The sequence below is a fragment of the Streptomyces sp. NPDC002088 genome, from assembly GCF_040296605.1.
Classification (GTDB): Bacteria; Actinomycetota; Actinomycetes; order Streptomycetales; family Streptomycetaceae; genus Streptomyces.
Genome location: NZ_JBEOXO010000006.1, coordinates 334562 through 359985, shown reverse-complemented (window position 1 = coordinate 359985; position 25424 = coordinate 334562). Strand labels below are relative to the sequence as shown.

Sequence of the window (25424 nt, the reverse complement as noted above, 5' to 3'; positions counted from 1 at the left end):
CGGTCGCGCCCGGCGCCCGGAGACACAGCCGACGACGCTCGTGGCCGTGGCGCAGGGGCCTGTCCCAACTGAGCCGTAATCGCTAGGAGTTCACGCCTGTGATACCGAGATGGCCGGCGCCCCGGACGCGCCGCACCGCGCATGCCAGACGGATCGCGGCCGTCACCGTGGCCGCGCTCGCCGCAGCCCTGGTCCAGCCGCTCGCCGCGCACGCGGACGCCCCGCCCGCGCCCCCCTCCGACGCGAAGCTCGCCGCGGCGCCCGCCCGGCACGACGACACCCGTGAGCAGTTCTACTTCGTCATGCCGGACCGTTTCGCCAACGGGGACACGTCCAACGACCAGGGCGGACTGACCGGTTCACGGCTCAGTACCGGCTACGACCCCACCGACAAGGGCTTCTACCAGGGTGGCGACCTCAAGGGCCTGACCAACCGGCTCGACTACATCAAGGGCCTCGGCACCACCGCCATCTGGATGGCCCCGATCTTCAAGAACCAGCCCGTGCAGGGCACCGGCAGCGACGCCTCCGCCGGTTACCACGGTTACTGGATCACCGACTTCACCCAGGTCGACCCGCACTTCGGCAGCAACAAGGACCTCGAGTCCCTCATCTCCAAGGCGCACGCCAAGGGCATGAAGGTCTTCTTCGACGTCATCACCAACCACACGGCCGACGTCGTCGACTACGAGGAGAAGTCCTACGACTACCTCTCCAAGGGCGCCTTCCCGTACCTGACCAAGGACGGCGAGCCCTTCGACGACGCCGACTACGCCGACGGGAAGACGGAGTTCCCCGCCGTCGACGCCGACTCCTTCCCGCGCACCCCGACGGTCTCCGCGGCGAAGACGAACACCAAGGTCCCGTCCTGGCTCAACGACCCGACGATGTACAGCAACCGGGGCGACTCGACGTACGCCGGCGAGTCGACCACCTACGGCGACTTCTCCGGCCTGGACGACCTGTGGACCGAGCGTCCCGAGGTAGTCGAGGGCATGGAGAAGATCTACCAGCGCTGGGTCAGGGACTTCGACGTCGACGGCTTCCGGGTCGACACCGTGAAGCACGTGAACACGGAGTTCTGGACCCAGTGGGCCACGGCCCTCGACGCGTACGCGGCCAAGCAGGGCCGCGACGACTTCTTCATGTTCGGCGAGGTCTACTCCGCCGACACCTCGATCACGTCCCCGTACGTCACCCAGGGCCGCCTCGACGCCACGCTCGACTTCCCCTTCCAGGACGCGGCCCGCTCCTACGCCTCCCAGGGCGGCAGCGCCCAGAAGCTGGCGTCCGTCTTCGGCGACGACTACAAGTACACGACCGACAAGGCCAACGCGTACGAGCAGGTCACCTTCCTCGGCAACCACGACATGGGCCGCATCGGGTACTTCCTGAAGCAGGACAACCCGAACGCCACCGATGCCCAGCTCGTGCGGAAGGACAAGCTCGCCAACGAGCTGATGTTCCTCAGCCGCGGCAACCCGGTCGTCTACTACGGCGACGAGCAGGGCTTCACCGGCTCCGGCGGCGACAAGGACGCCCGCCAGACGATGTTCGCCTCCCAGGTCGCCGACTACCTCGACGACGACGAACTCGGCACCGACCGCACCCACGCCACCGCCGCCTACGACACGAGCGCACCGCTCTACCAGCAGATCACTGCTCTCGCCAAGCTCCGCAAGGCCAACCCGGCCCTCACCGACGGAGTCCAGGAACAGCGCTACGCGGCCGACGGCGCCGGTATCTACGCCTTCTCCCGAACCGGAACCGGCACCGGAACCGGCAAGGACACGACCGAGTACGTCGTCGCCTTCAACAACGCCGACGAGGCGAAGACGGCGACCTTCGCCACCGGCTCCGCCGACATGACCTTCCGCGGCATCTACGGCACCGACGCCACCGTCCGCTCCGACGCCGACAAGAAGATCACCGTCACCGTCCCGGCCGGCTCGGCGATCGTCCTCAAGGCGGCCGGACAGCTCGCCGAGCCGACGTCCAAGCCGACGATCACCCTCAAGGCCCCGGACGCGGGCGCCACCGGCACGGTCGAGCTCACCGCCGACGTCGACGGAGGCCGGCTCAACCGCGTCGTGTTCGCCGCCCAGACCGGCGACGGAAAGTGGCAGACCCTCGGCTCCGCCGACCACGCCCCGTACAAGGTCACCCAGACCATCGGCAAGGACGTACCGGCCGGCACCGCCCTGCGCTACAAGGCCGTCGTCATCGACTCGGCCGGCCGCACGGCGAGCGCCACCGCGGCCTCCGCCACCGGTACCCCTCCTGCCGAGGAGACACCTACCGCCTCCTCCCGCGACTACGCGATCGTGCACTACAAGCGCACCGACGGCGACTACGCCGACTGGGGCCTGTACGCCTGGGGCGACCTCGCCGACGGCGAGGCCACGAACTGGCCCGCCAGCCACCCCTTCACCGGCCGCGACGCCTACGGAGCCTTCGCCTACGTCAAGCTGAAGCCCGGCGCGTCCAACGTCGGCTTCCTCGTCATCGACAAGGACGGCAACAAGGACGTCTCCGCCGACCGCACGATCGACGTCACCCAGACGGGTGAGATCTGGATCGAGCAGGGCAAGGAGACCGTCCTCACCGAGAAGCCGACCGCCGACTACCCCGCCCAGGACAAGACCAAGGCCGTTCTCCACTACCACCGCGCCGACGGGAACTACGACGGCTGGGGACTGCACGTCTGGACGGGTGCCGCGAACCCCACCGACTGGTCGAGCCCCCTGAAGCCGGTGAAGACTGATGCCTATGGCGCGGTCTTCGAGGTACCGCTCACCGAGGGTGCCACCAGCCTCAGCTACATCATCCACAACGGCGACGAGAAGGACCTCGCCACCGACCAGTCCCTGGACCTCACCGCCAACGGCCACGAGGTGTGGCTGTTGAACGGTCAGGAGAAGTACCTGCTGCCGCAGCCCGCGGGCTCCGCGGCCGCCCTCGACCTGACCACTTCCAAGGCGGTCTGGATCGACCGGAACACCGTCGCCTTCAACGGCTCCGACGCGGCCGCCTCCACCCAGCTGCTCTACTCGCGCGACGGCTCGATCGCCGTCCAGGACGGCGCCCTCACCAGCGACGACGAGCGCTGGCTGCGGCTGACGAAGACCACGCTCACCGACGCCCAGAAGGCGAAGTTCCCGCACCTGAAGGACTACAGCGCCTGGTCCGTCGACCCGCGCGACCGCGACCGGGTGCGGGAGGCCCTGCGCGGCCAGCTCGTCGCCTCCCAGCGGGCCGCGAACGGCGCGGTGCTGTCCGCGACGGGCGTCCAGATCGCGGGCGTGCTCGATGACCTGTACGACGCGACGAAGGCACAGCTCGGCCCCGTCTTCCACGACGGGAAGCCGACGCTGTCCGTCTGGGCACCGACGGCCCGGTCGGTGAGCCTCGACCTCGACGGCACCACCGTCGCCATGAAGCGGAACGACACCACCGGCGTGTGGTCGGTCACCGGGCCCGCGTCCTGGAAGAACAAGCCCTACCGCTACGTCGTGAAGGTCTGGGCGCCCAGCGTCCGGGAGATCGTCACCAACAAGGTCACCGACCCCTACTCCGTCGCCCTCACCGCGAACTCCGAGCGCAGCCTCGTCGTCGACCTCGACGACAAGTCCCTCGCGCCCGGCGGCTGGTCGACCCTGACCAAGCCCAAGGCCGTAGCGCTGAAGGACGCGCAGATCCAGGAGCTGCACGTCCGCGACTTCTCCGTCGCGGACAAGACGGCCACGAACCCCGGCACCTACCTCGCCTTCACCGACAAGGACAGCGACGGCTCCAAGCACCTGCGCGAGCTGGCCAAGTCGGGCACGTCGTACGTGCACCTGCTGCCGGCCTTCGACATCGCCACCATCCCCGAGAAGACGTCCGACCAGGCGACCACCGACTGCGACCTCGCCTCGTACGCGGCCGACTCCGAGAAGCAGCAGGAGTGCGTCGCGGCGATCGCCGCGAAGGACGCCTACAACTGGGGCTACGACCCGTACCACTACACGGTCCCCGAGGGCTCGTACGCCACCGACCCGGACGGCACCGCCCGTACGGTCGAGTTCCGCAAGATGGTCAAGGCGCTGAACGAGGACGGCCTGCGGGTCGTGATGGACGTGGTCTACAACCACACCGCGGCCAGTGGCCAGGCGGACACCTCCGTGCTCGACAAGGTCGTGCCGGGCTACTACCAGCGGCTCCTCGCCGACGGATCGGTCGCCAACAGCACCTGCTGTGCCAACACCGCGACCGAGAACGCCATGATGGGCAAGCTGGTCGTCGACTCCGTCGTCACCTGGGCCAAGGAGTACAAGGTCGACGGCTTCCGCTTCGACCTCATGGGCCACCACCCGAAGGCCAACATCCTCGCCGTACGCAAGGCGCTGGACGCGCTGACCCTGGCGAAGGACGGCGTGGACGGCAAGAAGATCATCCTCTACGGCGAGGGCTGGAACTTCGGCGAGGTCGCCGACGACGCCCGCTTCGTGCAGGCCACGCAGAAGAACATGGCCGGCACGGGTATCGCGACCTTCTCCGACCGTGCCCGTGACGCGGTGCGCGGCGGCGGCCCCTTCGACTCCGACCCCGGCGTCCAGGGCTTCGCGTCCGGGCTGTACACCGACCCCAACTCCTCCACGAGCAACGGGACGGAAGCCGAGCAGAAGGCCCGCCTTCTGCACTACCAGGACCTGATCAAGGTCGGCCTGACCGGCAACCTCGCCAAGTACCGTTTCACCGACACCGACGGCAAGGACGTCACCGGCGCCGAGGTCGACTACAACGGCGCGCCCGCCGGCTACGCGGACGCCCCCGGCGACGCCCTCGCCTACGTGGACGCGCACGACAACGAGTCGCTGTTCGACGCCCTGACCTACAAGCTGCCCAAGGACACCTCCGCGTCCGACCGGGCCCGGATGCAGGTCCTCGCGATGGCCACGGCCGCCCTCTCCCAGGGCCCGGCCCTGTCCCAGGCCGGCTCGGACCTGCTGCGCTCCAAGTCCCTGGACCGCAACTCCTACGACAGCGGCGACTGGTTCAACGCCATCCACTGGAACTGCGCCGACGGCAACGGCTTCGGGAGCGGGCTGCCGATCGCGGCCGACAACGCTTCCAAGTGGCCGTACGCCAAGCCCCTGTTGAGCTCCGTCAGTGTGGGCTGCGCACAGATCACCGGCGCCTCGGCCGCGTACCAGGACCTGCTGAAGATCCGTACGACCGAGCAGGCGTTCTCCCTCGGCAGCACCGAGCAGGTGCAGTCGAAGCTCTCCTTCCCGCTGTCCGGGAAGGACGAGACGCCCGGTGTGATCACCATGGAGCTGGGTGACCTGGTCGTCGTGTTCAACGCGACGCCGACGACCCAGCGGCAGACCGTCGGCGCGCTCGCCGGGGCGGGTTACCGGCTCCACCCGGTGCAGGCGTCGGGCGCGGACCCTACCGTCAAGTCCGCGTCCTACGAGCGGGAATCGGGCACGTTCGCCATTCCGGGGCGTACCGTCGCGGTGTTCTCCCGTACCGCCTGACGGCGCACTAGCGTGGTGGGGGCGGGCCCGGCGCGGGCCCGCCCCCACCGGCACATGCCCTTGAGGGGCGTTGGAACATGAACGGCTACGGCAAGCAGCAGACGGACACGACCGTACTGGTCGTCGACGACGTGGCGGCCAGCCGCTACGCCATGGGCGCGGTACTGCGCCGGGCGGGCCACCGGGTGGTGCCGGTGGCCAGTGGGAGAGAGGCGCTCGTCGAACTCGACGTACGGCTGCGGTCGGGCACCCTGCCCGACGTGGCGCTGGTGGACGTGGGCCTGCCGGACATGAGCGGCTTCGAACTGTGCCGCCGGGTCAAGGCCCGGCCGCCCATGGCCGCGCTGCCCGTCGTGCACTTCTCCGCCGCCTCCGTGGCGCCCGGCGACCGGTGCCGGGGACTGGACGCGGGCGGGGAGGCCTATCTGACGGTGCCCGCAGACCCGCAGGAGATCCAGGCGGTCGTACGGGCCGCGCTGCGCGGGGCGAGCCGGGGCACGGGCGCCGAGACGCTGGTCCACCGGCTGACGCTGCTGTCCGAGGCGATCGTCACCGTGCAGGCCGCGCGCTGCCCCGAGGAGCTGGCCGGTGCGGCCGCCGAGGGCGCGGCCCGGCTGACCGGCACCCCGGCCGTGGTGTTCGTCGCCGGACCGGACGGAGAGCTGTACCGGGGGACGTCCCGGGACCTGGGTGTCCTCGGGCTGCCGGGCGCGGACGCGGAGGAGGCCGTGGCGCGGCTGCTCCCGCGGTTCGCGGACGGGCGCAGCGGGGTGCAGAGCGTCATCGTGCCCGCACCGCTGTGGCCGGCCGGCTTCTTCCGGCCCGGCGTGCGGGACGACGCCCGGCTCGTGCTGACCCTGACCCGGGGCCAGCGCTCGCCGGTCTGCGTCGCCACGCCCGCGCGCCCCGCCCACCGCACGGATCCCGCGCACGACGGGCTGCTCGCCCGTCTCGCCCAGGCCGTCGCGCTCGCCGCCGAACCGCTGCTCATGTACCAGGTGGAGCGCCATGTCGCCCTCACCCTCCAGCACAGCTTCCTGCCCCGCCCGGACAGCCTGCCCGAGCTGCCCGGCGTCGACCTGGTGGTCCGCTACGTGCCCGCGTCCCACGACACCGAGATCGGCGGCGACTTCTACGCGGCCCTGCGCACCGGGGCGGGGGTGCTGACCGCGGTCGGTGACGTCGTCGGCCACTCGCTGGACGCGGCCACGGTCATGGTGGAGATTCGGCACGCGCTGCGCGCCTACTGCGTCGAGGACGGCGACCCCGCCGTACTGGCCGGACGGCTCGACCGGATGCTCCAGCACTACCATCCGGACGTCACCGCCACCGTCTGTTTGGTCCTCGTCGCCCCGGACAGCGGGCGGCTGCGCATCGCCAACGCGGGCCACATCCCGCCGCTGGTCCTGCGCGGCGCGGGCGGCGCCGAGTACGTCGACGTCGCCGGACCGCTGCTCGGGCTCGGCCTGGACCGCCCCGACCCCACGGAGATGGTGCTGCGCCCCGCCGACCGGCTCCTCATGGTCACCGACGGCCTCATCGAGACCCGCGGCACCGACCTCGGGACCTCCCTGCGTCATCTGCGCACGGCCGCGGCCGACGCCCCGCCCGGCCTCGACGCCCTGTGCGACCTGCTGCTGGACTGCTTCGGCCACGACCGCGAGGACGACATCGCGATGCTGGCGCTGGGACTAGGCTGAGCCCTGTCGCCTAGAACAGGAGTGCCCATGCCGCAGATCACCGTCGACTACTCGGAACGGCTCGCGGACGACTTCGACCGGCCCGGATTCGCGCAGGCGCTGCACACCGCCACGGTCGAGATCGCGGCCGCGAAGCCGCCGGCGTGCAAGACGCAGTTCCGCCGGACCGAGGACACCGTGGTCGGCCCGGACACCGAGGGGCACGCCGTCGTGCATGTCCACATCGGCCTGCTGGCCGGCCGCACCGAGGAGACGAAGGCCCGGCTCACCGAGGCCGCGCTCGAGCTGCTGCGCCAGTACGTGAAGCCCGGCGCGGGGCTGGCCCTGCACGCCTCCGCGGAGGTGCGCGACCTCGACCCCTCGTACCGGAAGTTCGAGAGCTGAGAAAGCTCCTCAGGACGCCAGGGCGATCAGCCGGGCCGCCAGGTCGCTGAAGGGGCCGTCGGCCGGCTCGTCCTCGAGCATCGGGCGCAGCAGCGCGCGCATCTCGTCGTCGTACGCCGCGCTCACGGCCGTCAGCGCGGCGAAGTCGTGCACGAGCTGGACCTCCAGCTCGGCGCGCGGGATGCGCCGGCCGTCCAGCCAGATCAGCGCGGTCGACTCGGCGAGCGAGATCCAGGAGCGGATCACCAACTCCAGCCGCGCCGGCGGGTCCGTGATCCCCAGATGCGCGAGGATCTGCTCGTAGGCGGCCTGCCGTACGGAGTCGATGAGCGCGTTGGTCGTCGAGGAGCCTACGGCGGGGCCGCCGCGCATGAGGGCCGAGAATCCGGGGCCGTGCTCGTCCACGAAGTCGAAGTACCGGCGCATCACCCGCAGCAGCCGCGCCCCCAGCGGGCCCTCGTGCGGTTCCGCGAACCGGCCCGCCAGATCCTCCGAGGCACGCTTCAACGCGGCTTCGTAGAGGCTGAGTTTGCCGGGGAAGTAGTGGTAGACGAGCGGCCGCGAGATGCCCGCCGCCGACGCTATCTCGTCGATGGAGACCTCGTCGGGCGAGCGGCGGCTGAACAGTTCGAGGGCGACGCCGATCAACTGCTGCCGACGCTCGTCGACTCCCATTCTGCGGCGGACCCCGGTAGTCATGCGAATACCTTACCGATCGGAAGCGGAACCGAACGGACCTGTCCTGTCCCAGGCGTTCACAAATCCAACACAAGACGCTCACTTCTCGCCCGCGACACACAGATCAGCATCGATTCGGCGCGCTCCGCGTCCGTCAGCAGCTCGTCCCGGTGGTCGATCTCACCCTCCAGCACCCGCTGTTGGCAGGTCCCGCAGAAGCCCTGCTCGCACGAGTACGCGGTGTCCGGCAGCTCGGCGCGCACGGCGGTCAGCAGGCTGGAGTCGGCCGGCACCGTCAACGTCCGTCCGCTACGGCGGAGTTCGACCTCGAAGGGGCCGTCGCCCCCGGCGGAGCCGCGCGGCGTGAACCGCTCCAGGTGGAGCGTCACCCCGGCCGGCAGGCGCGCGGAGACCGCCTCCATCAGCCCTTCCGGCCCGCAGCAGTAGACGGCGGCGCCCTCCGGCAGGTCCGCGAACAGCGCGTCGAGATCGGGCCGTCCGTCCTCGTCCTCGGCGACGACGGTGACACGGTCCCCGCCCAGCTTCTCGACCTCCTCCAGGAACGGCATCGAGGCCCGCGTACGGCCGCCGTACAGCAACCGCCACTCCACACCCGGCGGGAGCGCCCGCAGCATCGGCAGGACGGGGGTGATCCCGATCCCGCCGACGACGAAGACGTACGACTCCGCCTCGACCAGCGGGAACCGGTTGCGCGGCCCCCGCACCTCGAGCTCCGTCCCCTCCCGCACCTGCTCGTGCACCTCGCGCGAGCCGCCCCGCCCGCCCTCGACCAGCCGCGCCGCCACGGTGTACGACGAGGTGTCCGCCGGGTCGCCGCACAGCGAGTACTGCCGCACGAGCCCCGACGGCAGCACCAGATCGAGGTGTGCGCCGGGCTCCCAGCGCGGCAAGTGCCGTCCTTCCAGGCGCAGTTGTACGACGCCGTCGGCGACCGTCTCGTGCGAGGCCACCGACAGTCGCAGTGCCCGCGACCGCGGCTGCCCGGAGATCGGCCGCTCCAGGGCGGGCAACGGCCACAGCGGCGAGGCCTGGATCCGGCGGCGCATCGCCCGCCTGGCGAGCAGCGCCGCGCCCGCGACGACCACGACGGTCCGCAGCTTCGGCATCACGCGGCACCCTTGTCCGCCGCCAGTGCCGCGGGGGAGGAGGCCAGGTAGGCGACGGCCTGCGCGGTGTTGCCTTCCTGAGAGGGGTGGTAGTCGCGGCTCAGATAGCGCGGGACGGACTTGAGTATCTCGCCGGTCGCGGGCAGTACGCCCTGGCGGCCGCGCGCGTACAAGTCCTTGAAGGTGGCCCTGCCGTCCATGAGCGTCGGGTCGTTCTCCATGAAGAAGCGGACCCCGCGCTGCCAGAGGAACACCAGCGCCGTGAAGGCGGTCGCCCAGGTTCGGGCGCGCCGCCGGTAGCTGCCGTCGACGTGCAGGAACAGCTCGAAGGCGACGGACCGGTGCTCGACCTCCTCGGCGCCGTGCCAGCGCAGCAGGTCCAGCATGGTCGGGTCGGCGCCGCGCCGGTCCAGCTCCTCGGCGTTCAGCACCCAGTTGCCGAGGAAAGCCGTGTAGTGCTCGATGGCCGCGATGATCGCGACGCGCTCCATCAGCCACCACGTGCGCGCCTTGCCCGGCGGCAGGGTCCGGTCGCCGAGCAGCTTCTCGAAGAACCAGTCGACCTGCGCGGTGTACGGCGTCGGGTCGAGCCCCAGCTCCTTCAGGTGCGGCAGCACCTCGTCGTGAGCCTGGGAGTGCATCGCCTCCTGCCCGATGAACCCGACGACGTCCTCGCGCAGCCGCTCGTCCCGGATGTAGGGCAGCACCTGCTTGTAGACGTGCACGAACCACCGCTCACCGGCGGGCAGCAGCAGATGCAGCACGTTGATGGTGTGCGTGGTGAACGGGTCCCCCGGCACCCAGTGCAGTGGGGTGCCCTCCCAGGAGAAGGACACCTTGCGCGCCTTGAGCGGTATTCGCTCGCCCTCGACCGGACGGGGCACCCGGGCCTGCTTGTTAGACATGGCGTCAATGTACTGACGGGTAGACCCGGGTGGAACCCTCGCGGCGCACTTCTTTCGCCGTGGCTTCTTTCAGCGCAGGCCGGTGATCTTCGTGCCGTCGTCCAGCGTCCCCTCGAGGTCGGCCTGCGCCCCCTTCTTCGCGGGTACCGCCAGCATCCTGCTCTGCGAGGTCGCCCGGACCCCGCCCGTCGTACTGATCGACTCGGTGCCCCAGCCGGCCGCGGCCAGCAGGTACCAGGTGCCGGCCTCCGACTTCCACAGCACGCCCGCCAGGACCTGCGGATCGCGCGCACCGCACGCCGACACGTTCTCCGCCTTCGCCACGGCCGCGCCGTACGCCCCGCCCGGCGTGTTGAACTGGGCCAGCACCCGTGGCCCGCCGCCCCGCCAGGTCTCGGCCCGCGTGCACACCCAGGTGCCCGTGCCGTTCGCGTCCGGCAGCTGCTGCTCGGCGTACTTCCAGGCGTTCACCGACCGCACGCCCTGGGTGCGCGCGTCGCTCAGCGAGCAGGCGAACGGCGCCCAGGTGCGCAGCGCCTTGGCCCCGGACACCTCATGGGGCTTGGTCGGCCTGCCCTCGGTCAGCCTGGCCGGCACCAGCTCGCCGAGGTCCGTCAGCACGTGCTTCCCGGATCCGTCGGTCAGTTGCAGCACGTTCCACGAGGTGCAGAGGCCGGTCTGCGTGACCGGGCTGGCCAGCGGCGCGGTGATCCCGCCGGTGACGTCGAGGGGCATCGCCCCGGCGCCGGGCTTCATCAGGTCCCGCTCGGACGCCTGCTTCACCCAGGGGGCGGTCAGATAGCGCACGTTGCCGTCGGCCCGGTCGAGGACCAACGCGCTCGCGTCGGCGGCCGTCGCGCCGTCGACGCGAGCGAAGTCGAGGGCGACGCCTCGCGTGCCGGCCTTCGGTTCGGCGTAACGCGCGATACGCAGACCGTCGTAGAGGATCACCACGCGCGCGCTGTCGACGCTTCCCGCGTACAGCAGCTGGGGCGGGCCGGCCGGGCCGCCGGACGGGGTGCCGGGGGTGGCGGAGACGTGGACGGTCCTGCCGGGGCGGGCCCAGACCGCGAGCGCGCGGCGCAGCAGGGCGGTGTCGCGGGTGAGGCCGCCGCGCGCGGGCCACACGGAGAAGTCGGTGCGCGCGGACGACTGCCACGCCAGGGGCGCGACCCGGAGCAGCTTGCCGGGGTTGAGGGCGGCCTCGGCCGCCGGGTTCTGCGCGTACGCCGGCGCGGCGGCGCCGTCGGGACCCCAGCCGTCGCCCGGCAGGGCCACCAGGGCGCCGCACACCGCGAGGGCGGCGGCCGCGGCCAGCGCGGCCCGGGAGCGCTGCCGGCGCCGCCTCAGATCGGTGGGCCGGGCCTGCAGCGAGCAGGGATCGAACTCGGGGGAGTCGAGCAGCGCGTACTGCGCGGGCGCGGCGTCGGCCTCGCGCAGCGCGGCCTCCGGGTCGGCCACGTCCGCCGCCGAGAGCACCTCGCGCACATCGCCGTCGGGGAGCTTCTCCAGGCCGCGCAGCACATAGGCGGCGCGGGCTGGTCCGGACAGGGCCGACAGCTGCTGGTCCAGGGCGAGTTCGTCGGCGCCGCCCGAGCGCGGGAACAGGCGCAGGCCCCATACCTGGGGCAGCAGCGGCGGCAGCTGGGAAAGCTTCGGCCAGGCCCGGCGCCGCAGCGGCAGGCCGGCCTCCAGCGCCGTACGCACGATCTGGAGGCGGACAAATGCGTAGCCCGGGTCACCGTCCCGGCCCGTCGACTGGGCCGGGATGGCGGGCGCCGACGCGCGTTTTTTGGGCAGCGCACGCTGGGTGAGGGCGTGCGCTGTCAGGACGCGTCGGCCCCGGCCGAGAGCCGGCGGCAGCACCAGGTAGGCGAGCCGGACGAGCCGTGGGTAGTGCTCGACGAGCGCGGCCTCGGCCTGCTCGATGTCGACGTCGGTGGCGGAAGGAGTGGGGCGCGGGGCGACATGCTGTGACTGCACGTTCAGCAGAACGAGCGAATTCGTGGATGGTCACCGTCACACACCCGGGCGAGTCGTCCGCCGGGTCTTCCACCGGGTCGGCCGCCGAGTCAGTTCTCCGGTTCGACGAGCGCCCGCGCGTAGTTCGCCATCGACCGCTGGTAGCGCGGCAGGTGGGGAGCAAGGGCGCCCAGTACGAGGGAGAGTCCCTCGCGGTCCCGCCCGAGGCTGGACAGGCACAGCGCGAGACAGGCGCGTACCGCGTCGTCCAACTCGTCCGACCGGCCGTCGAGTTCGGGTGTCAGCAGCTTGACGCCCTCCTCCGCCCGGCCGGTGTTCCGCAGCGAGCTGGACAGCTGGATCTTGGCGCGGCGGCCCTTGTAGCCGCTGACCTCGCTGAGCCCGAGCGCCAGCGCCTCCTGGTACAGCGGAACCGCCTTGTCCGAGTGGCCGGTCGAGTCCCATGCGGATGCCTGTTCGAACGGGCCGAGCGGGCTGCCGTCCGGCAGTTCGGCGACCAGCGCGTCGATCACTGCCCGGAAGTCCGCCGCGGTGGCCTCGGTGTAGTCGTCGATGGTGGCCCAGGCGGCGGCCACGCGATCTTCCCAGTCCTGGTTCACCGGCACACCTTCGCACGAGTGTGCCTACAGTGACACTCGATTTGGAGCATCTTGAACTCGGAGCACCTTGAGCTCGGAGCACCTTGAGCACCGTTTGAGTGCGCCGCGCACCGGAGCCGTATCCAGGACGAGGCTCTTGCAGGGAGGACAGATGATGGTGACTCGACCGATGCTCGCGGCGGCCGGCGCCGTGGCGGTGCTGGCGCTGGCGGGCTGCGTCTCCGACGGAGGCGCGAACGCGGTGCCGGCGACGGCGACCGGCAGCCTGGAGCACCTGGCCGCCGAGGTGAAGTGCACGCCGGACATGCAGACGGACGCCGACGAGATCCGCCAGGCCGTGTGCAAGAACTCCGACGGCAAGTTCATCCTCGCGACCTTCGCCACCGACCGCGGCCAGCGCGATTGGATCAACTCGGCCAAGGACTACGGCGGTCACTACCTGGTCGGCCGCAAATGGGTGGCCGTGGGCGAGGACAGCACGGTGTCGGCCCTGCGCACCACGCTCGGCGGGGACATCGAGCAGGGCACCGACCACGGGGCCTCGCACTCCGGCCACTGAGAGCATTTACAAGCGTCTACGACACACGAAAACCGGCGGTGGGTTCTCCCACCGCCGGTTTCCCGTCGGGCTAGCGCCGTGTCGTCACTGGCACTTCTGGCCCCTGTTGATGCAGTTGGCCACCTTGTTGTTCAGGTTCGCCGACATGACGTTGATGAAGTCGTCGTGGTCGGTGGCCGGCTTGTGGAGCTGCTCCGGGAAGCCGTCCACCGCGTAGGCGTTCTTCACCACACCGTTCTGGATGACCGGCTGCGGCACGCTGTACACCAGGCGCATCGTCAGCTGCGGGATCGCCTTGAAGCCGTTGGCGCAGTTGCCGTTGGCGTCGGCGAAGGCGACGTGCGTGCGGTGGTTGGCGCTGTCGATGTTCTGGCCGTCCCAGCAGCTCTGGAAGGCGAACGTACGGACCACGTTGCTGCCCTGCGGGCAGATCGGGTACTGCTCCGTGAGCTGCACCTTGTTCTCGAAGCCGGTGCAGCTCCAGTGCGCGTTGGCGTTGGCCAGGCCGTTGGTGGTGGTCTTGGCGTCACCGGTGATGATGCGCAGGAACTGCGGCATCGCCACGACCTTGCTCGTCGGGCTGCCGACGAACTTGATCTGGGCCTGCTTGGCGACCAGGATCTTGCCGACGTTGCCTTCCTTGCCACCGCCGTCGTTGTTCTGGTCGAAGTCCTGTGTGCCGTCCTGCACACGCAGCACCGGCCAGTAGTACAGCGACTTGTCCTGCTGGTTCTGGCAGGTGGACTCGCCCGTCGCGAACGTGTTGTTGTTGGCGAAGGCGTCGTTCGTCTGGTTGCCGACGTAGTCGTGCAGGTGGTGCGCGCCGTTGGTCACGCCGGGCGCCACGATCACGTTGTCGGTGTTGTGGCTGCCGTTGGCGTTCACGCCGCACTTCGTGGTGAACGTACCGGTCGAGGCGTTGCCGGTCTTCTGCGGCTTCGCCTTGACGTTCGCCTGGACCTTCGTGATGTCGACGAAGTCGGCCGCGTTCGGGCCGTTGCCGGCCTGGCCGCCGTTGCCGGCCTGCTGCTGGCCGCCGTTGTTGTTCTGCTGGCCTCCGTTGTCCTGGTTGTTGTTGTTCTGATTGTTGTTCTGGTCGTTCTGCTGGCCGTTGCCCGCCTGGCCGGCGTTGGTGTTCGCGTTGGCCGCCTGCGTGGTGCAGGCCGCGAGCGAACTCAGGTCGGTCGCCTGGCCGCCGACGCGCTTGATGTCGATCCTGATCCGGTCGATCGTCGCGGCCCGCTTCTCCTTGAGGGGGCCGACGATCGCGTTCTGGACGAAGCTCGCGTCGTTCGCCTGGGCCTGGCGGGTGGAGGCGAGACGGGCGTAGGCCTCGGTGATCTGCTTGTCGAGGTTCGCCAGCTCCTTGTCGACACCCGAGCGCGCCGCGTTGGGCACGTTCGTCAGCTTCTGCCCCACGTCCGGGCAGGAGATGGTCGCGACCTGCGCGGCCGCGGTGGCGGCCTTGGTCTGGTTCTGCGCCGAGTTGTTCGACTCGTGCGCCGAAGCGTAGAAGTTCGCCCAGATCAGCCCGCCCCCACCGAGCGCTAGGGCCGCCGATGCGGCTATGGCCTTGCTGGCCATCGACGAACGGCGTTTACGTGTGTTGCGTCCCATGGAACTCCTCTGACTTCCTTGCGGGGCAGCATCGAGGCGCCCGACAGGAGTGAAGCGGCTCCCATCCATACGGTGTTGGTCCCACGGGTGTTCAAACGTCTCAGAAATTGATGAGAGGTTCGAGGAACAATTCGCCCCCAACTCCCTAACATTCCCTGTAGTTGCAGTGGAATGCGGTGGGTCGGCGGTCCCTGTGCCGGCTCGGGGCCGGACTCGACGGCCGCGGCTATCTCGAGAGCACCTTCGCCTCCACCTCCGGGTCCAGGCCCTTGCGGGTGCGGTCCGGACGCTGGGGCGCGGTGCCGCCGATCGACCGGAGCCAGCTCCAGGTGTCGGCGACGGTCTCGTCGACGGGACGGCAGGACAGCCCCGTCGCCACCGCCCGGGAGACGTCGGCCGCGTGCAGGGCGTCGTGCAGGTCGGTGCCCGGCGGCACCCACACGGGCAGTTCGGTCCATGGCTCGATGCCCGCGTCGAGGATGACCTCCGGTTCGGTCCACCGCAGCTCGGCCGCCGCGCCGGTGACCCCTACGCACGCGTCGAGGAACTCGCCCATCGTGGCGTGCCCCTGCTGGCTCGTCAGGTTGTACGGCCCGCTCAACTCCCGCTCCACCGCCCCGAGGACCCACTCGGCGAGGTCGCGGACGTCGACGTACTGCAGGGGCAGATCCCGCGGCCCCGGCGCGAGGACGGGCCCGCCACGCGCGATCCGGTTCAGCCACCAGGGCAGCCGCCCGACGTTCTCGTACGGCCCGAGGATCAGCCCGGCCCGCACGAGCACCGAATGCTCCGCCCCGAACTCCGCCACGGCCGCCAGCTCACCGCCCCGCTTGTCGCGCGCGTAGTCGGTCTGCTCCGCGTCGGCCGAGGCGCCCTCGACCAGCGGCGCGTTCTCGGTGTACCCGGCGGGCGGTGCCCAGGCGTACACCGAGCGGCTCGACACGTAGACGTACCGCCGTGCGCGGCCCCGCAGCAGCCGTGCCGTGTCCCGCACCGCGCGGGGCGCCGCCGACCAGGTGTCGACGACGGCGTCCCACTCGCCCTCCGTCAGGGCGGCGAGCCCGTCGGGCGCGGTGCGGTCGCCGAGCAGGGACCGGGCGCCGGGGACGGCCGCGTGCCGCCCCCGGTTGAACACCGTCACGTCCCAGCCGCGCCCGAGCGCCGCCTCGGCCACGGCCCGTCCCGCGAACTCCGTACCACCCAGCACCAGAAGTCTCATGCCGGTGACTGTGCCCGATGGAGCCGCGGGAGGGAACCATGATCTGCCGTCGGCAGAGAACGCAGATGCTCAGTGCGCGAGCGGCGGGGAGTACTTGTAGCCGACGCGGCGGACCGTCTGGATCGCGTTGCGGTGCTCCACGCCCAGCTTGCGGCGCAGCCGGGCGATGTGGACGTCGACGGTACGGCCGTCGCCCACGTGGCCGTAGCCCCACACCGTGGTGACCAGCTGGTCGCGGGTGTGTACCCGGTTGGGGTGCGCGACCAGGTGTGCGAGCAGCTCGAACTCCAGGTACGTGAGGTCGAGTTCGCGCCCGTTCACCTCAGCGGTGCGCTGCACGGTGTCGATGCGCACCAGCGGCTCGCCCGCGGCCGGGGCGGCCGACTGCTCGGCCTCCGGCTGGTCGGGCACCGCCACCGGCAGGAACGGCGGCTGCTGGTCGGCCGGGACGAGCACCAGGTAGCCGATCATCGGCGGCTGGCCCGGCAGGGTGGGCAGGGTGTGCTGCGGGGCGGGCAGCCAGGTGGCACCCGGCGGCAGGAATTCCGCGACGTCCACCACCTCGTCCCGGTCGACGGCCCGCAGCCGGTGGCGGGCGGAGCCGTTCGGGGCGGGAGCGGTGAGGGTGGGGGCGGAGGAGAGAGAACGAGTGGTCGCCATGAGAGGTCAGCTCTTTCGCGCGAGGAGTTCGTCGGGAAGGACGACGGCCGCGATTCGTGGTCGGGCTCGTCGAGGACGTACGTCGTGCGCGCTGGCCGAAGGCCGGGGTGTACGGCTTTAGAGGGCCCGCGCGTCCATCGCGCGACAACACACCCGGTCGAAGTCGTGGTGCTGACGGGAAGGCCAGAAGGGCTCGAGGTCATGGCGACCCGTCGCGGTGTACTTCTGGAAGCTGGCCATGGGCCTATTGAAGCAGACACACGCCTGTAGCAGGAGCCTTCTCTCACTGCTTGGACGCTTCCTTGGCGAGGAGTTGACGTCAGCCGACCGCCTTGGCCGTCTCCACGGAAGCGCGGGAAACACGGAAGGGGCGCCCGCCATGACGGCGGGCGCCCCTTCCGGGACGATCGGGGGATCAGACCTGGCCGGCCTTCTCCAGCGCGGTGCAGCAGGTGTCGACGATCAGACGCGTCACCAGGTAGGGGTCGACGTTGGCGTTCGGACGGCGGTCCTCGATGTAGCCCTTGCCGTCCTTCTCGACCTGCCACGGGATACGGACCGAGGCGCCACGGTTGGAGACGCCGTACGAGTACTCGTTCCACGGGGCGGTCTCGTGCAGGCCGGTCAGACGGTCGTCGATGCCGGCGCCGTAGTTCTTGACGTGGTCGAGCGGCTTGGAGCCCTCGCCGAGCGCCTCGCACGCGGTGATGATCGCGTCGTAACCCTCGCGCATCGCCTTCGTGGAGAAGTTGGTGTGCGCGCCGGCGCCGTTCCAGTCGCCCTTGACCGGCTTGGGGTCGAGGGTCGCGGAGATGCCGAAGTCCTCGGCGGTGCGGTAGAGCAGCCAGCGGGCGATCCACAGGTGGTCGGAGACCTCCAGCGGGGAGACCGGGCCGACCTGGAACTCCCACTGGCCGGGCATGACCTCGGCGTTGATGCCGGAGATCGCCAGACCCGCCTTCAGGCAGTTGTCCAGGTGGGCCTCGACGATCTCGCGGCCGAAGATCTCGTCGGCGCCGACACCGCAGTAGTAGCCGCCCTGGGGGGCCGGGAAGCCGCCCTCGGGGAAGCCCAGCGGACGGGCGCCGTCGAAGAAGGTGTACTCCTGCTCGATGCCGAAGATCGACTCCTGGGCGGCGAACTTCTCCGCGACCTCGGTCAGCGCGGCACGCGTGTTGGACTCGTGCGGCGTCATGTCGATGTTGAGGACCTCGCACAGGACGAGGACGTCGTCGCCGCCGCGGATCGGGTCGGGGCAGGTGAAGACCGGCTTGAGCACGCGGTCGGAGGCGTGGCCCTCGGCCTGGTTCGTGGAGGACCCGTCGAAGCCCCAGATCGGCAGCTCGGCACCCTTGGCGTCGTCCGCCAGGATCTTCGTCTTGGAACGGAGCTTCGCCGTCGGCTGGGTGCCGTCGATCCAGATGTACTCAGCCTTGAAGGTCACGGGCCACTTCCTTCGGGGGTGGGTCGTTAGACGCACTTGCGGGTGCTGCGGCGCTGCGGCACTGGGGCGCCGCACCTGATGCCCCGCAGCCTGTCAACAGGCCATTTCCCGGTCATTGCCCGATTGTGAACCCCGTGTTACCTGGCGGTGCTGTGGCGCGTTTCACGGTGTGAGGACACCCGGGCGGAGGATGGTTGCCGTTCGCGGTCGCAGAGCCCGGAGAGATCGTCCCGCATGCCGTCTCGTATGCGATGGGTGTGAGAAGCGCCCGGCCAGGTGCGCCGCCTGTTCCTCCTGGACCCGACCCAGTGCTTCGCCGGGTACAAGGCGGCGTACCTGCTTCACGCCCTGCCGGTCCTGCCGCTCCTGGCCGGGAGCAGCAGGACCGGTGACACGTACGAGGTGGCGGAACTGGGGCGCCACCTCACGGGTTTCCTCCAGCCCCGAGCCTCACCCCACCTTCTCGATCAGGGCCCGGCGGATCAGGAACTTGCCGGGCTCACGGACCTGTTCGAAAGCGGCGTTGTTGAGCAGGGCGCAGCTGCCGGAGACCCCGGTGACCTCCACCGTCGTGGACTTGTTGTTGTCCAGGTTGGTGACCTTCAGCTTCGTGCCCGCCGGGAACTGGTTGCTGGACGCGGCCGGAGCGCCGCCCTCACCCGAGAGGGTGACCGTCGAGCCGTTGCAGACCTGCTGACCGGAGGCGGCGGCGCCACCGGCGTTGTTGCCGGTGTTTCCCGTGTTCCCGGCGTTCCCGGCGTTTCCTGCGGGGGCGGTCTGTGCGGGGGCGGTCTGCGCCGGCTGGGTGGTCTGGGAGCCCTGAGCCGACTCCCCAACCGTGCATCCGGACGCCTTCTGCTGCACCTTGATCTGCGCGATGACCGCCTCGCGGTTGGCGATCCGGGCCGCGGACTGTGCGTCCGGAGCGGCCCGTTGACCGTCGATGAACTTCTGGTTGTTACCGAGGGCGGTGGCGAGCCCCTGACAGACGGTCGAGTCCCCGGCGGACAGGGTCCGGGGGGTCTGCGCGGCGTTGGAGGTGCTCGCCATGGCGAAGGCACCGCCGCCCGCCACCGCCGCGGCACTGACCAGCAGCGCGAGCTTCTTCTTCGTGCTGAGTGTTCTCCTGCGCGACATCCGCGCCTCCTGAGAGGTAGGGGAGCGTACGCCGCTATGTACGAGATACCGAACGAAGTTACTCAGCGGTTACAGGAGTCAACCGAAGTAACCTGCGTCACACCTCGGTTCGGGACAGGGCGTCCTGCACGGCCTCGTCGGTACGGGCCACGACCGCCGTGCCGTCGTCCGCGGTGATGATCGGACGCTGGATGAGCTTCGGGTGCTCGGCGAGCGCCCTGACCCACCGGTCACGCGAACCGGCGTCCCGTGCCCACTCCTTCAGACCGAGCTCCTTGGCGTCGGCCTCCTGGGTGCGCGTGATGTCCCACGGTTCGAGGTCGAGGCGGTCGAGTACGGCCCTGATCTCGTCCTCGGTCGGTACGTCCTCCAGGTAGCGGCGGACGGTGTAGTCGGCACCCTCGGCGTCGAGCAGGGTGAGGGCGCTGCGGCACTTGGAGCAGGCCGGATTGATCCAGATTTCCATGGCGCCCACGGTACGCGAAAACTCGTTTTCCACAGCCGCCACTGGGCCCCCGAAAGCCCTTGTGGCCAGGGGCTTTTGTCAGTGCCGGGCGGTAGAATAGAAGCAGTGTTCGAGGGTGTCGCCGGGAAGTCCGGACGGCGCCCTGACCGCGACAGGAGGATGCCTGTGCCCGCTGCCGCACTGAAGCCGAAGCCGTTGCCCACCCAGTCCACCGCGAAGCGTTCCGTCCTGCTCGACATGCCCTACGCGCCGGTCGAGAAGCGGCCGTTGCCGCCCGGGCGTCCACGCGAGTGGTACGTCACGCACAACCGCCGCCTCAAGGCCATGCGCCTCGCCATCGCCCTCCTCGACTCGGGCGTCTACGTGCCGAACCAGGCCCGCAACGAGACGATACGGAGCACAGCGGAACAGATCGGCGTCCACCCGCCGTCGGACACGACGTGCCACATGGTGCGCGCGCTGATGCGATACGCGAGGTGAGTCGTGGCGCCGGGTGCCGTCTCTCTTCGACGGCGCCCGGCGCCGTCGGTCCGCGGGCATGCGTGCCGCGGGACGGGTGGGTGCGGCACCCCGTGAGCGCCGGGCTGTGCGCCCCCAGCACCAACCCAGGTCACCCCGCCAACTCCCGCTCCACCGGCGTCCGGAACCGCGGCGTCACCCGCGTCGCCCCCACCCACCCCCGCACCCTCTCGGCCTCCGCCGAGATCATCGCCTCCGCCTCCCGGCCGACCCCCTCCGGGTCGAGGAGCCGCCAGACGATCTCCCCGTCCGCCCGCTGCGCCCAAGCCCCCACCACCCGCCCGTCCCACCACACCGTCGGCCCCACATTCCCGCTGCCGTCGAACAGCGCAGGACGCAACTCGGGCGCCAGATACCAGTCGCGCTGCTGCCAGCCCATCGCCGTCGGGTCGAGCCCCGGGAGCAGCGCTGCCCACGGCTCCCCGGGCCCCGCTACGGGAGCGACGTCGCCGCAGGTGACGTACCCCGTGCCCGCGTCCAGCTCCACCTCCCGCGCCCCGATCGCGGCCAGCGCCCGGCGGACATCCGTCACCCGCCACCCCGTCCACCACTTCAGGTCCGCCTCGGTCGCCGGACCGCAGGCCGTCAGCCAGTGGCGCATGAGCTCCGCCTGCGCCGCGGCGGCGTCCAGTTCGGGGTGCTCGGGGGCCAGGGCCCAGCGGAACTGGCTGGATGTCCAGGAGCCCAGCGGGCGGCCTCGGACGACCTTCCCCTCCACCCCAAGCACCCGCAGCAGCCGGGTCGAGACGGTGTGGACGCCCTCGTAGCTCTTCCCGGCCGCGTACACGAACTGCTCCCGCAACCGGGGCTCGTCCCCGGCGAGTTCGGCCGCCGTCGCCTGTCCGCGTCGGCCCAGCACGGCCAGGGCCGACTCCTCGACCTCCTTCAGCCAGGCCTCGTCGGGCGCGCCGGCCTTCGCCATGCCCTTGACCAGCGAGGCGCGCTCGCGGGCGGCGACCGCGAGGCCGGTCGAGGCGTGCACGACCGCAGTGAGGTCCGTGGGGAAGACGAACACCGTGTGCCGCATGCCGTGCATCCGGACCATCGTGCGGTCCTCGTACAGCGCCCGGTCGGTCGCGGAGACGGTCGTCGCCGGCTCCGTCAGGCGCGCGCCCACGGCCAGGTACACCGTCGCCGGGTCCGTGCCGTGCAGGGCGACCAGGGAGCGGGCGATGTCCTCGGGGGCCGCCGCCCGTGCCGTACCGGCCAGCCGGTGGCGCAGCGCCAGCCGGGCCCGCCGCTCCACCACGCCGATGTATCGCCGCTTCTCGCCCATGCCGACCTCCGCCCGCCGTGCACCGCCGTCCTGAGGGCATCCTCGCCGACGCCACTGACAACCGGGACCCTCCCATGACGATCGCGGCCCGTCACACGATCGCCGTACTGGGCATGCGGCACCCCCGCCCGGGGCCTTCACTGCCCTCAGAGGGTGAATGCGGCAGGGAGGTCGGATGAAGCTGCACGGCATGCGGAGACGGGCGCGGGCGACGTTCCCGGGAGCCGCCCCGGTGCTCGGCGCGGCCCGGCCCGGGCCCGGCCCATGACCACCCCGGCCGACCGCGCCCAGCGCGGCAAGGACGCCCGCAAACACGTACCCCGCTCCGCCCACGGCCTCTGGCTGCCCTCCGTCGAACGGCCCGACCCCGTCGCCGTACTGGAACGGCAGGGGCGGGACCGGCTGGCGGAGCTGCTGCCGGTGCGGTACGGGCGCATGGCCCGCTCGCCGTTCGCCTTCCTGCGCGGGGCGGCCGCCGTGATGGCCGGCGACCTCGCCTCCCAGCCGCACACCGGCCTGACCGTGCAGCTGTGCGGCGACGCCCACCTGCTCAACTTCGGTCTGTACGCCTCCCCGGAACGCGCCCTGCTCTTCGACCTCAACGACTTCGACGAGACGTTCCCCGGGCCCTTCGAGTGGGACGTCAAGCGGCTGGCGGCCTCCGTCGCCGTGGCCGCCCGGGAGAACGGGCACACCGAGACCAAGGTCCGCCACGGCGTCCTGGCGGCCGTGGCCGGATACCGCACCACCATGCGACGGCTGGCCGGGCGCGGTGAACTCGCCGTCTGGCACGAGCGCATTGAGGCCGAACGGCTGCTGCCCCTGGTCCGCTCCGGCCGCCGCGACCGCCGCGTCGAGTCCAGCCTCACCCGCGCCAGCCGCCGCACCAGCCTGCAGGCCCTCGGCAAGCTGACGGAGACCGTCGACGGCCGGCGGCGCATCATCCAGGACCCGCCGTTCCTGGAGTCCGCCGGAGCCTCCGACGCGGCCGCGCTGCGCAAGATCTTCAGCGACTACCGCTCCACGCTCTCCGAAGAACGCCGCCTGCTCCTCCACCGCTACCGCTTCGTCGACGCCGCCCGCAAGGTCGTCGGTGTCGGCAGCGTCGGCACCCGCTGCTTCATCGTGCTGCTCGCCGGACGGGACGACGACGACCCGCTGTTCCTCCAGATCAAGGAAGCCAGGGAGTCCGTACTGGAGGAGCATCTGCCGAGCGGGCCGTACACCCACCCGGGTCACCGGGTCGTCGTGGGGCAGCGGCTGCTCCAGGCCGCCGGCGACATCTTCCTGGGATGGATGACCGGTCCGCAGGGCCGCGCCTACTACTGGCGGCAGCTGCGCGACATGAAGGGCTCCGCGGACGTCGCCGGAATGAGCCCGGCCGCCCTCCACACGTACGCCCGCCTGTGCGGCTCAGCCCTGGCCCGCGGACACGCCCGCTCAGGCGACCGTATCGCCATCGCCGCCTACCTCGGCAGCGCCGACACCTTCGACCGGGCCGTCACCGACTTCGCCCTGAGCTACGCCGACCAGACCGCCGCCGACCACGCGGCCCTCGGCGCGGCGGTCGCGGCCGGGGTGGTGGCGGCCGCACCGGAGATCTGACCGCGACGACTCACTCATGCGCCCATTCGCTCACGCCGCATAAAAGGAGATGCACGCGGAGTGACCGGCTCCCTACGCTGGAGACGACCACACACCCACACATCCATGGACACGGAGATATCGGAGATACCAGTCATGGGCACAATCATCATGGCCGGAGCCGTCGTCCTGGTGGTCATGGGATTCGGAAACCACGTCTGGTGGCTGGCCGCCGCCGCTCTGCTCTACCTGTACACGCAGTACGGGCGGGGCTCGTCCTCGGCGTCCACGCCGGGCGCCGGCACCCCGACGGGATCGGCACCCGCCACCTACCAGGCGTACCGAGCCCGCCGTGACCAGCAGGCCAAGTGGGAGCGCCGCTACCGTCGAGAGCGCCCCTTCGAGGCCCGCCGCCAGGACCGCGGCAACTGAACCGGCAAACGAACCGGCAGACCAACCCTTCTACACGCCTCCGGCCGTCACAGGCCGGGGGCGCCCCACACCGGGAACCAGCGGCTCAGGTCCGCCTCGACCCGCAGGTCGTTCGCGAGCGCCGCCTTCACCTGGAGTTCCAGCGCGTTGTCGCGCCGCTGTCCCTGGCCGGGCAGCGGCGCGAAGGGGTAGAAGGTGCCGCGCTTGTAGAGGTACACCAGCGCCAGCCTGCGCCCCCGGTCGGTCCCCCGTTCCTCGAATCCGGCCAGCGAGCACAGCAACTGCGGCCCGAAGCCGTTGACCTCCATTGACGTGTTCACCGCGTGCAGGTCGTTGACCAGGAGCGACAGTTCGTCAGGGGCGCGGCGGGAGACCAGCCAGGAGTAGCCGTAGTCGTCCTGCGTCAGCTCCACCGGGGGGCCGGTGCGGTCGGCGTCCGCGTCGAGCAGTGCCTGGACCTCCCGGTGCGCCTGCTCGAAGGCCGCACCCTCGACCGTGGCGAAGCACACCGCACCCTGGCCGGTCGGCGTGAACCCGGCCGCCGCCTCCAGCGTCACCGCCGCCGACGGCAGCGCGAACAGCTGGTCGAGATCGGGCACGGCCGGCTTCGTACGGCCGAGCAGGATGTCCAGCAGCCCCATCCTCAGCCCGCCTTCCCGGGCGTCGCGGCCTCGCCCAGCTCAGCGGAGATCCGCCCCAGCTGGTCGAGCCGCTGCTCCAGGCTCGGGTGGGTGGAGAAGAGCTTCGCGATGCCGGGCTCGGCGCCCAGCGCAGGGGTGAAGTAGAAGGCGTTGAAGGCCTGGGCCGTGCGCAGGTCCTTCGTCGGGATCCGGGCGATGTCGCCGGAGACCTTCGTCAGCGCGGAGGCCAGTGCCGAGGGCCGCCCGGTCAGGTGTGCCGCCGCCCGGTCCGCCGCCAGCTCGCGGTACCGGGACAGGGCCCTGATCAGCAGGAAGCTGATCGCGTAGACCGCTGCGGAGATGCCCATCACGGCGGCGAACACGGCGAGGGTGTTCTGATCCTTGCGGCCCCGCCCGCCGAACAGCTCCGAGTAGAAGGCGAACCGTACGATCAGGCCGGCGATCACGCCGAGGAAGGACGCCACCGTGATCACGGCGACGTCCTTGTGCGCCACGTGCGACAGCTCGTGCGCCAGTACGCCCTCCAGCTCCGCGGGCTCCAGCCGCCGCAGCAGCCCGGTGGTCACGCAGATCACCGCATGGTCGGGATTCCGCCCGGTCGCGAACGCGTTCGGCATGTCCATCGCGGACACGGCGACCACCGGCTTCGGCATGTCCGCGATTGCGCACAGCCGGTCGATCACGGCGTGCAGCTCGGGATACTCCTCCCGCTCCACGACCCGGCCGTGCATCGCGTACAGGGCGATCCGGTCGGAGAACCAGTACTGCGCGGCGAGGGCACCCGCCGCGATGACGACGACCAGTACCCACGACTTCAGCAACACGATCAACGCGGCGACGAACGCCACGTACAGCAGTCCGAGCAGGAACAGCGTGACCGCCATCCGCACGGTCAGCCGCCGATCGCTTTGGAAGCGGCTCTGCATCTTGCCTCACCCCGCAGTCAGGCACTCGTCCCCACTGCCCAGTGTG

Annotated in this window: 21 protein-coding genes and 1 pseudogene; 8 read left to right on the top strand and 14 right to left on the bottom strand. The window is 70.8% G+C overall.

The window, feature by feature from the left end:
- The first annotated feature begins 98 nt into the window (after positions 1–98).
- The 3 genes from pulA to ABT114_RS16005 all read left to right on the top strand — a co-directional run bounded on the left by pulA (position 99) and on the right by ABT114_RS16005 (position 7606).
- Complete coding sequence (gene pulA, locus ABT114_RS16015) at positions 99–5522, top strand: pullulanase-type alpha-1,6-glucosidase (protein WP_351142837.1); 5424 nt, start codon at positions 99–101, stop codon at positions 5520–5522.
- 77 nt (positions 5523–5599) lie between these two features.
- The gene (locus ABT114_RS16010; protein ID WP_351142835.1) at positions 5600–7222 is read left to right on the top strand and encodes a SpoIIE family protein phosphatase; all 1623 of its coding nucleotides are present in this window, start codon (positions 5600–5602) and stop codon (positions 7220–7222) included.
- A 27-nt stretch (positions 7223–7249) separates the two neighbouring features.
- Positions 7250–7606, top strand: a complete 357-nt coding sequence (locus ABT114_RS16005) for a 5-carboxymethyl-2-hydroxymuconate Delta-isomerase (protein WP_351142833.1) — start codon at positions 7250–7252, stop codon at positions 7604–7606.
- A gap of 9 nt (positions 7607–7615) precedes the next feature.
- Here the strand turns inward: ABT114_RS16005 and ABT114_RS16000 are convergent, their stop codons facing one another.
- The 5 genes from ABT114_RS16000 to ABT114_RS15980 all read right to left on the bottom strand — a co-directional run bounded on the left by ABT114_RS16000 (position 7616) and on the right by ABT114_RS15980 (position 12898).
- Entirely contained in the window at positions 7616–8305 is a 690-nt protein-coding gene (locus ABT114_RS16000) for a TetR/AcrR family transcriptional regulator (RefSeq protein ID WP_351142831.1), read from the bottom strand.
- Positions 8306–8361: 56 nt separating this feature from the next.
- The gene (locus tag ABT114_RS15995; protein WP_351142829.1) at positions 8362–9411 is read right to left on the bottom strand and encodes a PDR/VanB family oxidoreductase; all 1050 of its coding nucleotides are present in this window, start codon (positions 9409–9411) and stop codon (positions 8362–8364) included.
- Positions 9411–10316, bottom strand: coding sequence for a metal-dependent hydrolase (locus ABT114_RS15990; RefSeq protein ID WP_351142827.1), 906 nt, complete (start codon positions 10314–10316; stop codon positions 9411–9413). Before ABT114_RS15990 ends, ABT114_RS15995 begins: the two co-directional genes overlap by 1 nt.
- 69 nt (positions 10317–10385) lie before the next feature.
- On the bottom strand, positions 10386–12299 hold the full coding sequence (locus tag ABT114_RS15985; protein ID WP_351142825.1) for a hypothetical protein: 1914 nt from the start codon (positions 12297–12299) through the stop codon (positions 10386–10388).
- 89 nt (positions 12300–12388) lie between these two features.
- On the bottom strand, positions 12389–12898 hold the full coding sequence (locus ABT114_RS15980) for a tetratricopeptide repeat protein (RefSeq protein WP_351142823.1): 510 nt from the start codon (positions 12896–12898) through the stop codon (positions 12389–12391).
- Between the two features lie 151 nt (positions 12899–13049).
- Between ABT114_RS15980 and ABT114_RS15975 the strand changes: the two genes are divergently transcribed.
- Positions 13050–13457 carry a hypothetical protein gene (locus tag ABT114_RS15975; protein WP_351142821.1) on the top strand — a complete coding sequence of 136 codons (408 nt, stop codon included), beginning with the start codon at positions 13050–13052 and terminating at the stop codon, positions 13455–13457.
- Positions 13458–13541: 84 nt separating this feature from the next.
- Here the strand turns inward: ABT114_RS15975 and ABT114_RS15970 are convergent, their stop codons facing one another.
- From ABT114_RS15970 to glnII, 4 genes are all read right to left on the bottom strand, one after another.
- Positions 13542–15074 carry a DUF1996 domain-containing protein gene (locus tag ABT114_RS15970; RefSeq protein ID WP_351142820.1) on the bottom strand — a complete coding sequence of 511 codons (1533 nt, stop codon included), beginning with the start codon at positions 15072–15074 and terminating at the stop codon, positions 13542–13544.
- A gap of 226 nt (positions 15075–15300) precedes the next feature.
- Positions 15301–16293 carry an NAD-dependent epimerase/dehydratase family protein gene (locus tag ABT114_RS15965; protein ID WP_351142818.1) on the bottom strand — a complete coding sequence of 331 codons (993 nt, stop codon included), beginning with the start codon at positions 16291–16293 and terminating at the stop codon, positions 15301–15303.
- A gap of 69 nt (positions 16294–16362) precedes the next feature.
- Positions 16363–16953, bottom strand: coding sequence for a winged helix-turn-helix domain-containing protein (locus tag ABT114_RS15960; protein WP_351142816.1), 591 nt, complete (start codon positions 16951–16953; stop codon positions 16363–16365).
- A 415-nt stretch (positions 16954–17368) separates the two neighbouring features.
- Positions 17369–18397, bottom strand: a complete 1029-nt coding sequence (gene glnII, locus ABT114_RS15955) for a glutamine synthetase (RefSeq protein ID WP_351142814.1) — start codon at positions 18395–18397, stop codon at positions 17369–17371.
- 264 nt (positions 18398–18661) lie between these two features.
- Here glnII and ABT114_RS15950 point away from each other — a divergent pair.
- Positions 18662–18757, top strand: a pseudogene (locus tag ABT114_RS15950) (alpha/beta hydrolase); the annotation flags it as partial.
- 90 nt (positions 18758–18847) lie between these two features.
- On the opposite strand, the gene ABT114_RS15945 reads toward ABT114_RS15950, so the two are convergent.
- Both ABT114_RS15945 and ABT114_RS15940 read right to left on the bottom strand, forming a co-directional pair.
- The gene (locus tag ABT114_RS15945; protein ID WP_351142812.1) at positions 18848–19534 is read right to left on the bottom strand and encodes an SCO2207 family protein; all 687 of its coding nucleotides are present in this window, start codon (positions 19532–19534) and stop codon (positions 18848–18850) included.
- 97 nt (positions 19535–19631) lie between these two features.
- Positions 19632–20000 (bottom strand): arsenate reductase family protein, encoded by a 369-nt coding sequence (locus tag ABT114_RS15940; protein WP_351142810.1) that lies wholly within the window; start codon positions 19998–20000, stop codon positions 19632–19634.
- 165 nt (positions 20001–20165) lie between these two features.
- On the opposite strand from ABT114_RS15940, the gene ABT114_RS15935 reads away from it, so the two are divergent.
- Complete coding sequence (locus tag ABT114_RS15935; RefSeq protein ID WP_351142808.1) at positions 20166–20480, top strand: hypothetical protein; 315 nt, start codon at positions 20166–20168, stop codon at positions 20478–20480.
- Positions 20481–20610: 130 nt separating this feature from the next.
- On the opposite strand, the gene ABT114_RS15930 is transcribed toward ABT114_RS15935, so the two are convergent.
- Entirely contained in the window at positions 20611–21795 is a 1185-nt protein-coding gene (locus ABT114_RS15930; RefSeq protein WP_351142807.1) for a winged helix DNA-binding domain-containing protein, read from the bottom strand.
- 264 nt (positions 21796–22059) lie between these two features.
- Between ABT114_RS15930 and ABT114_RS15925 the strand changes: the two genes are divergently transcribed.
- Both ABT114_RS15925 and ABT114_RS15920 read left to right on the top strand, forming a co-directional pair.
- Positions 22060–23400 carry a DUF2252 domain-containing protein gene (locus ABT114_RS15925; RefSeq protein WP_351142805.1) on the top strand — a complete coding sequence of 447 codons (1341 nt, stop codon included), beginning with the start codon at positions 22060–22062 and terminating at the stop codon, positions 23398–23400.
- A 135-nt stretch (positions 23401–23535) separates the two neighbouring features.
- On the top strand, positions 23536–23811 hold the full coding sequence (locus ABT114_RS15920) for a hypothetical protein (RefSeq protein WP_351142803.1): 276 nt from the start codon (positions 23536–23538) through the stop codon (positions 23809–23811).
- Between the two features lie 47 nt (positions 23812–23858).
- Here ABT114_RS15920 and pspAB read toward each other — a convergent pair whose 3' ends face one another.
- Both pspAB and htpX read right to left on the bottom strand, forming a co-directional pair.
- Positions 23859–24452 (bottom strand): PspA-associated protein PspAB, encoded by a 594-nt coding sequence (gene pspAB / locus ABT114_RS15915; protein WP_351142801.1) that lies wholly within the window; start codon positions 24450–24452, stop codon positions 23859–23861.
- Positions 24453–24454: 2 nt separating this feature from the next.
- A complete protein-coding gene (gene htpX, locus ABT114_RS15910; protein ID WP_351142799.1) occupies positions 24455–25378 on the bottom strand; it encodes a zinc metalloprotease HtpX in 924 nt (307 codons plus the stop codon).
- Positions 25379–25424: the final 46 nt, after the last annotated feature.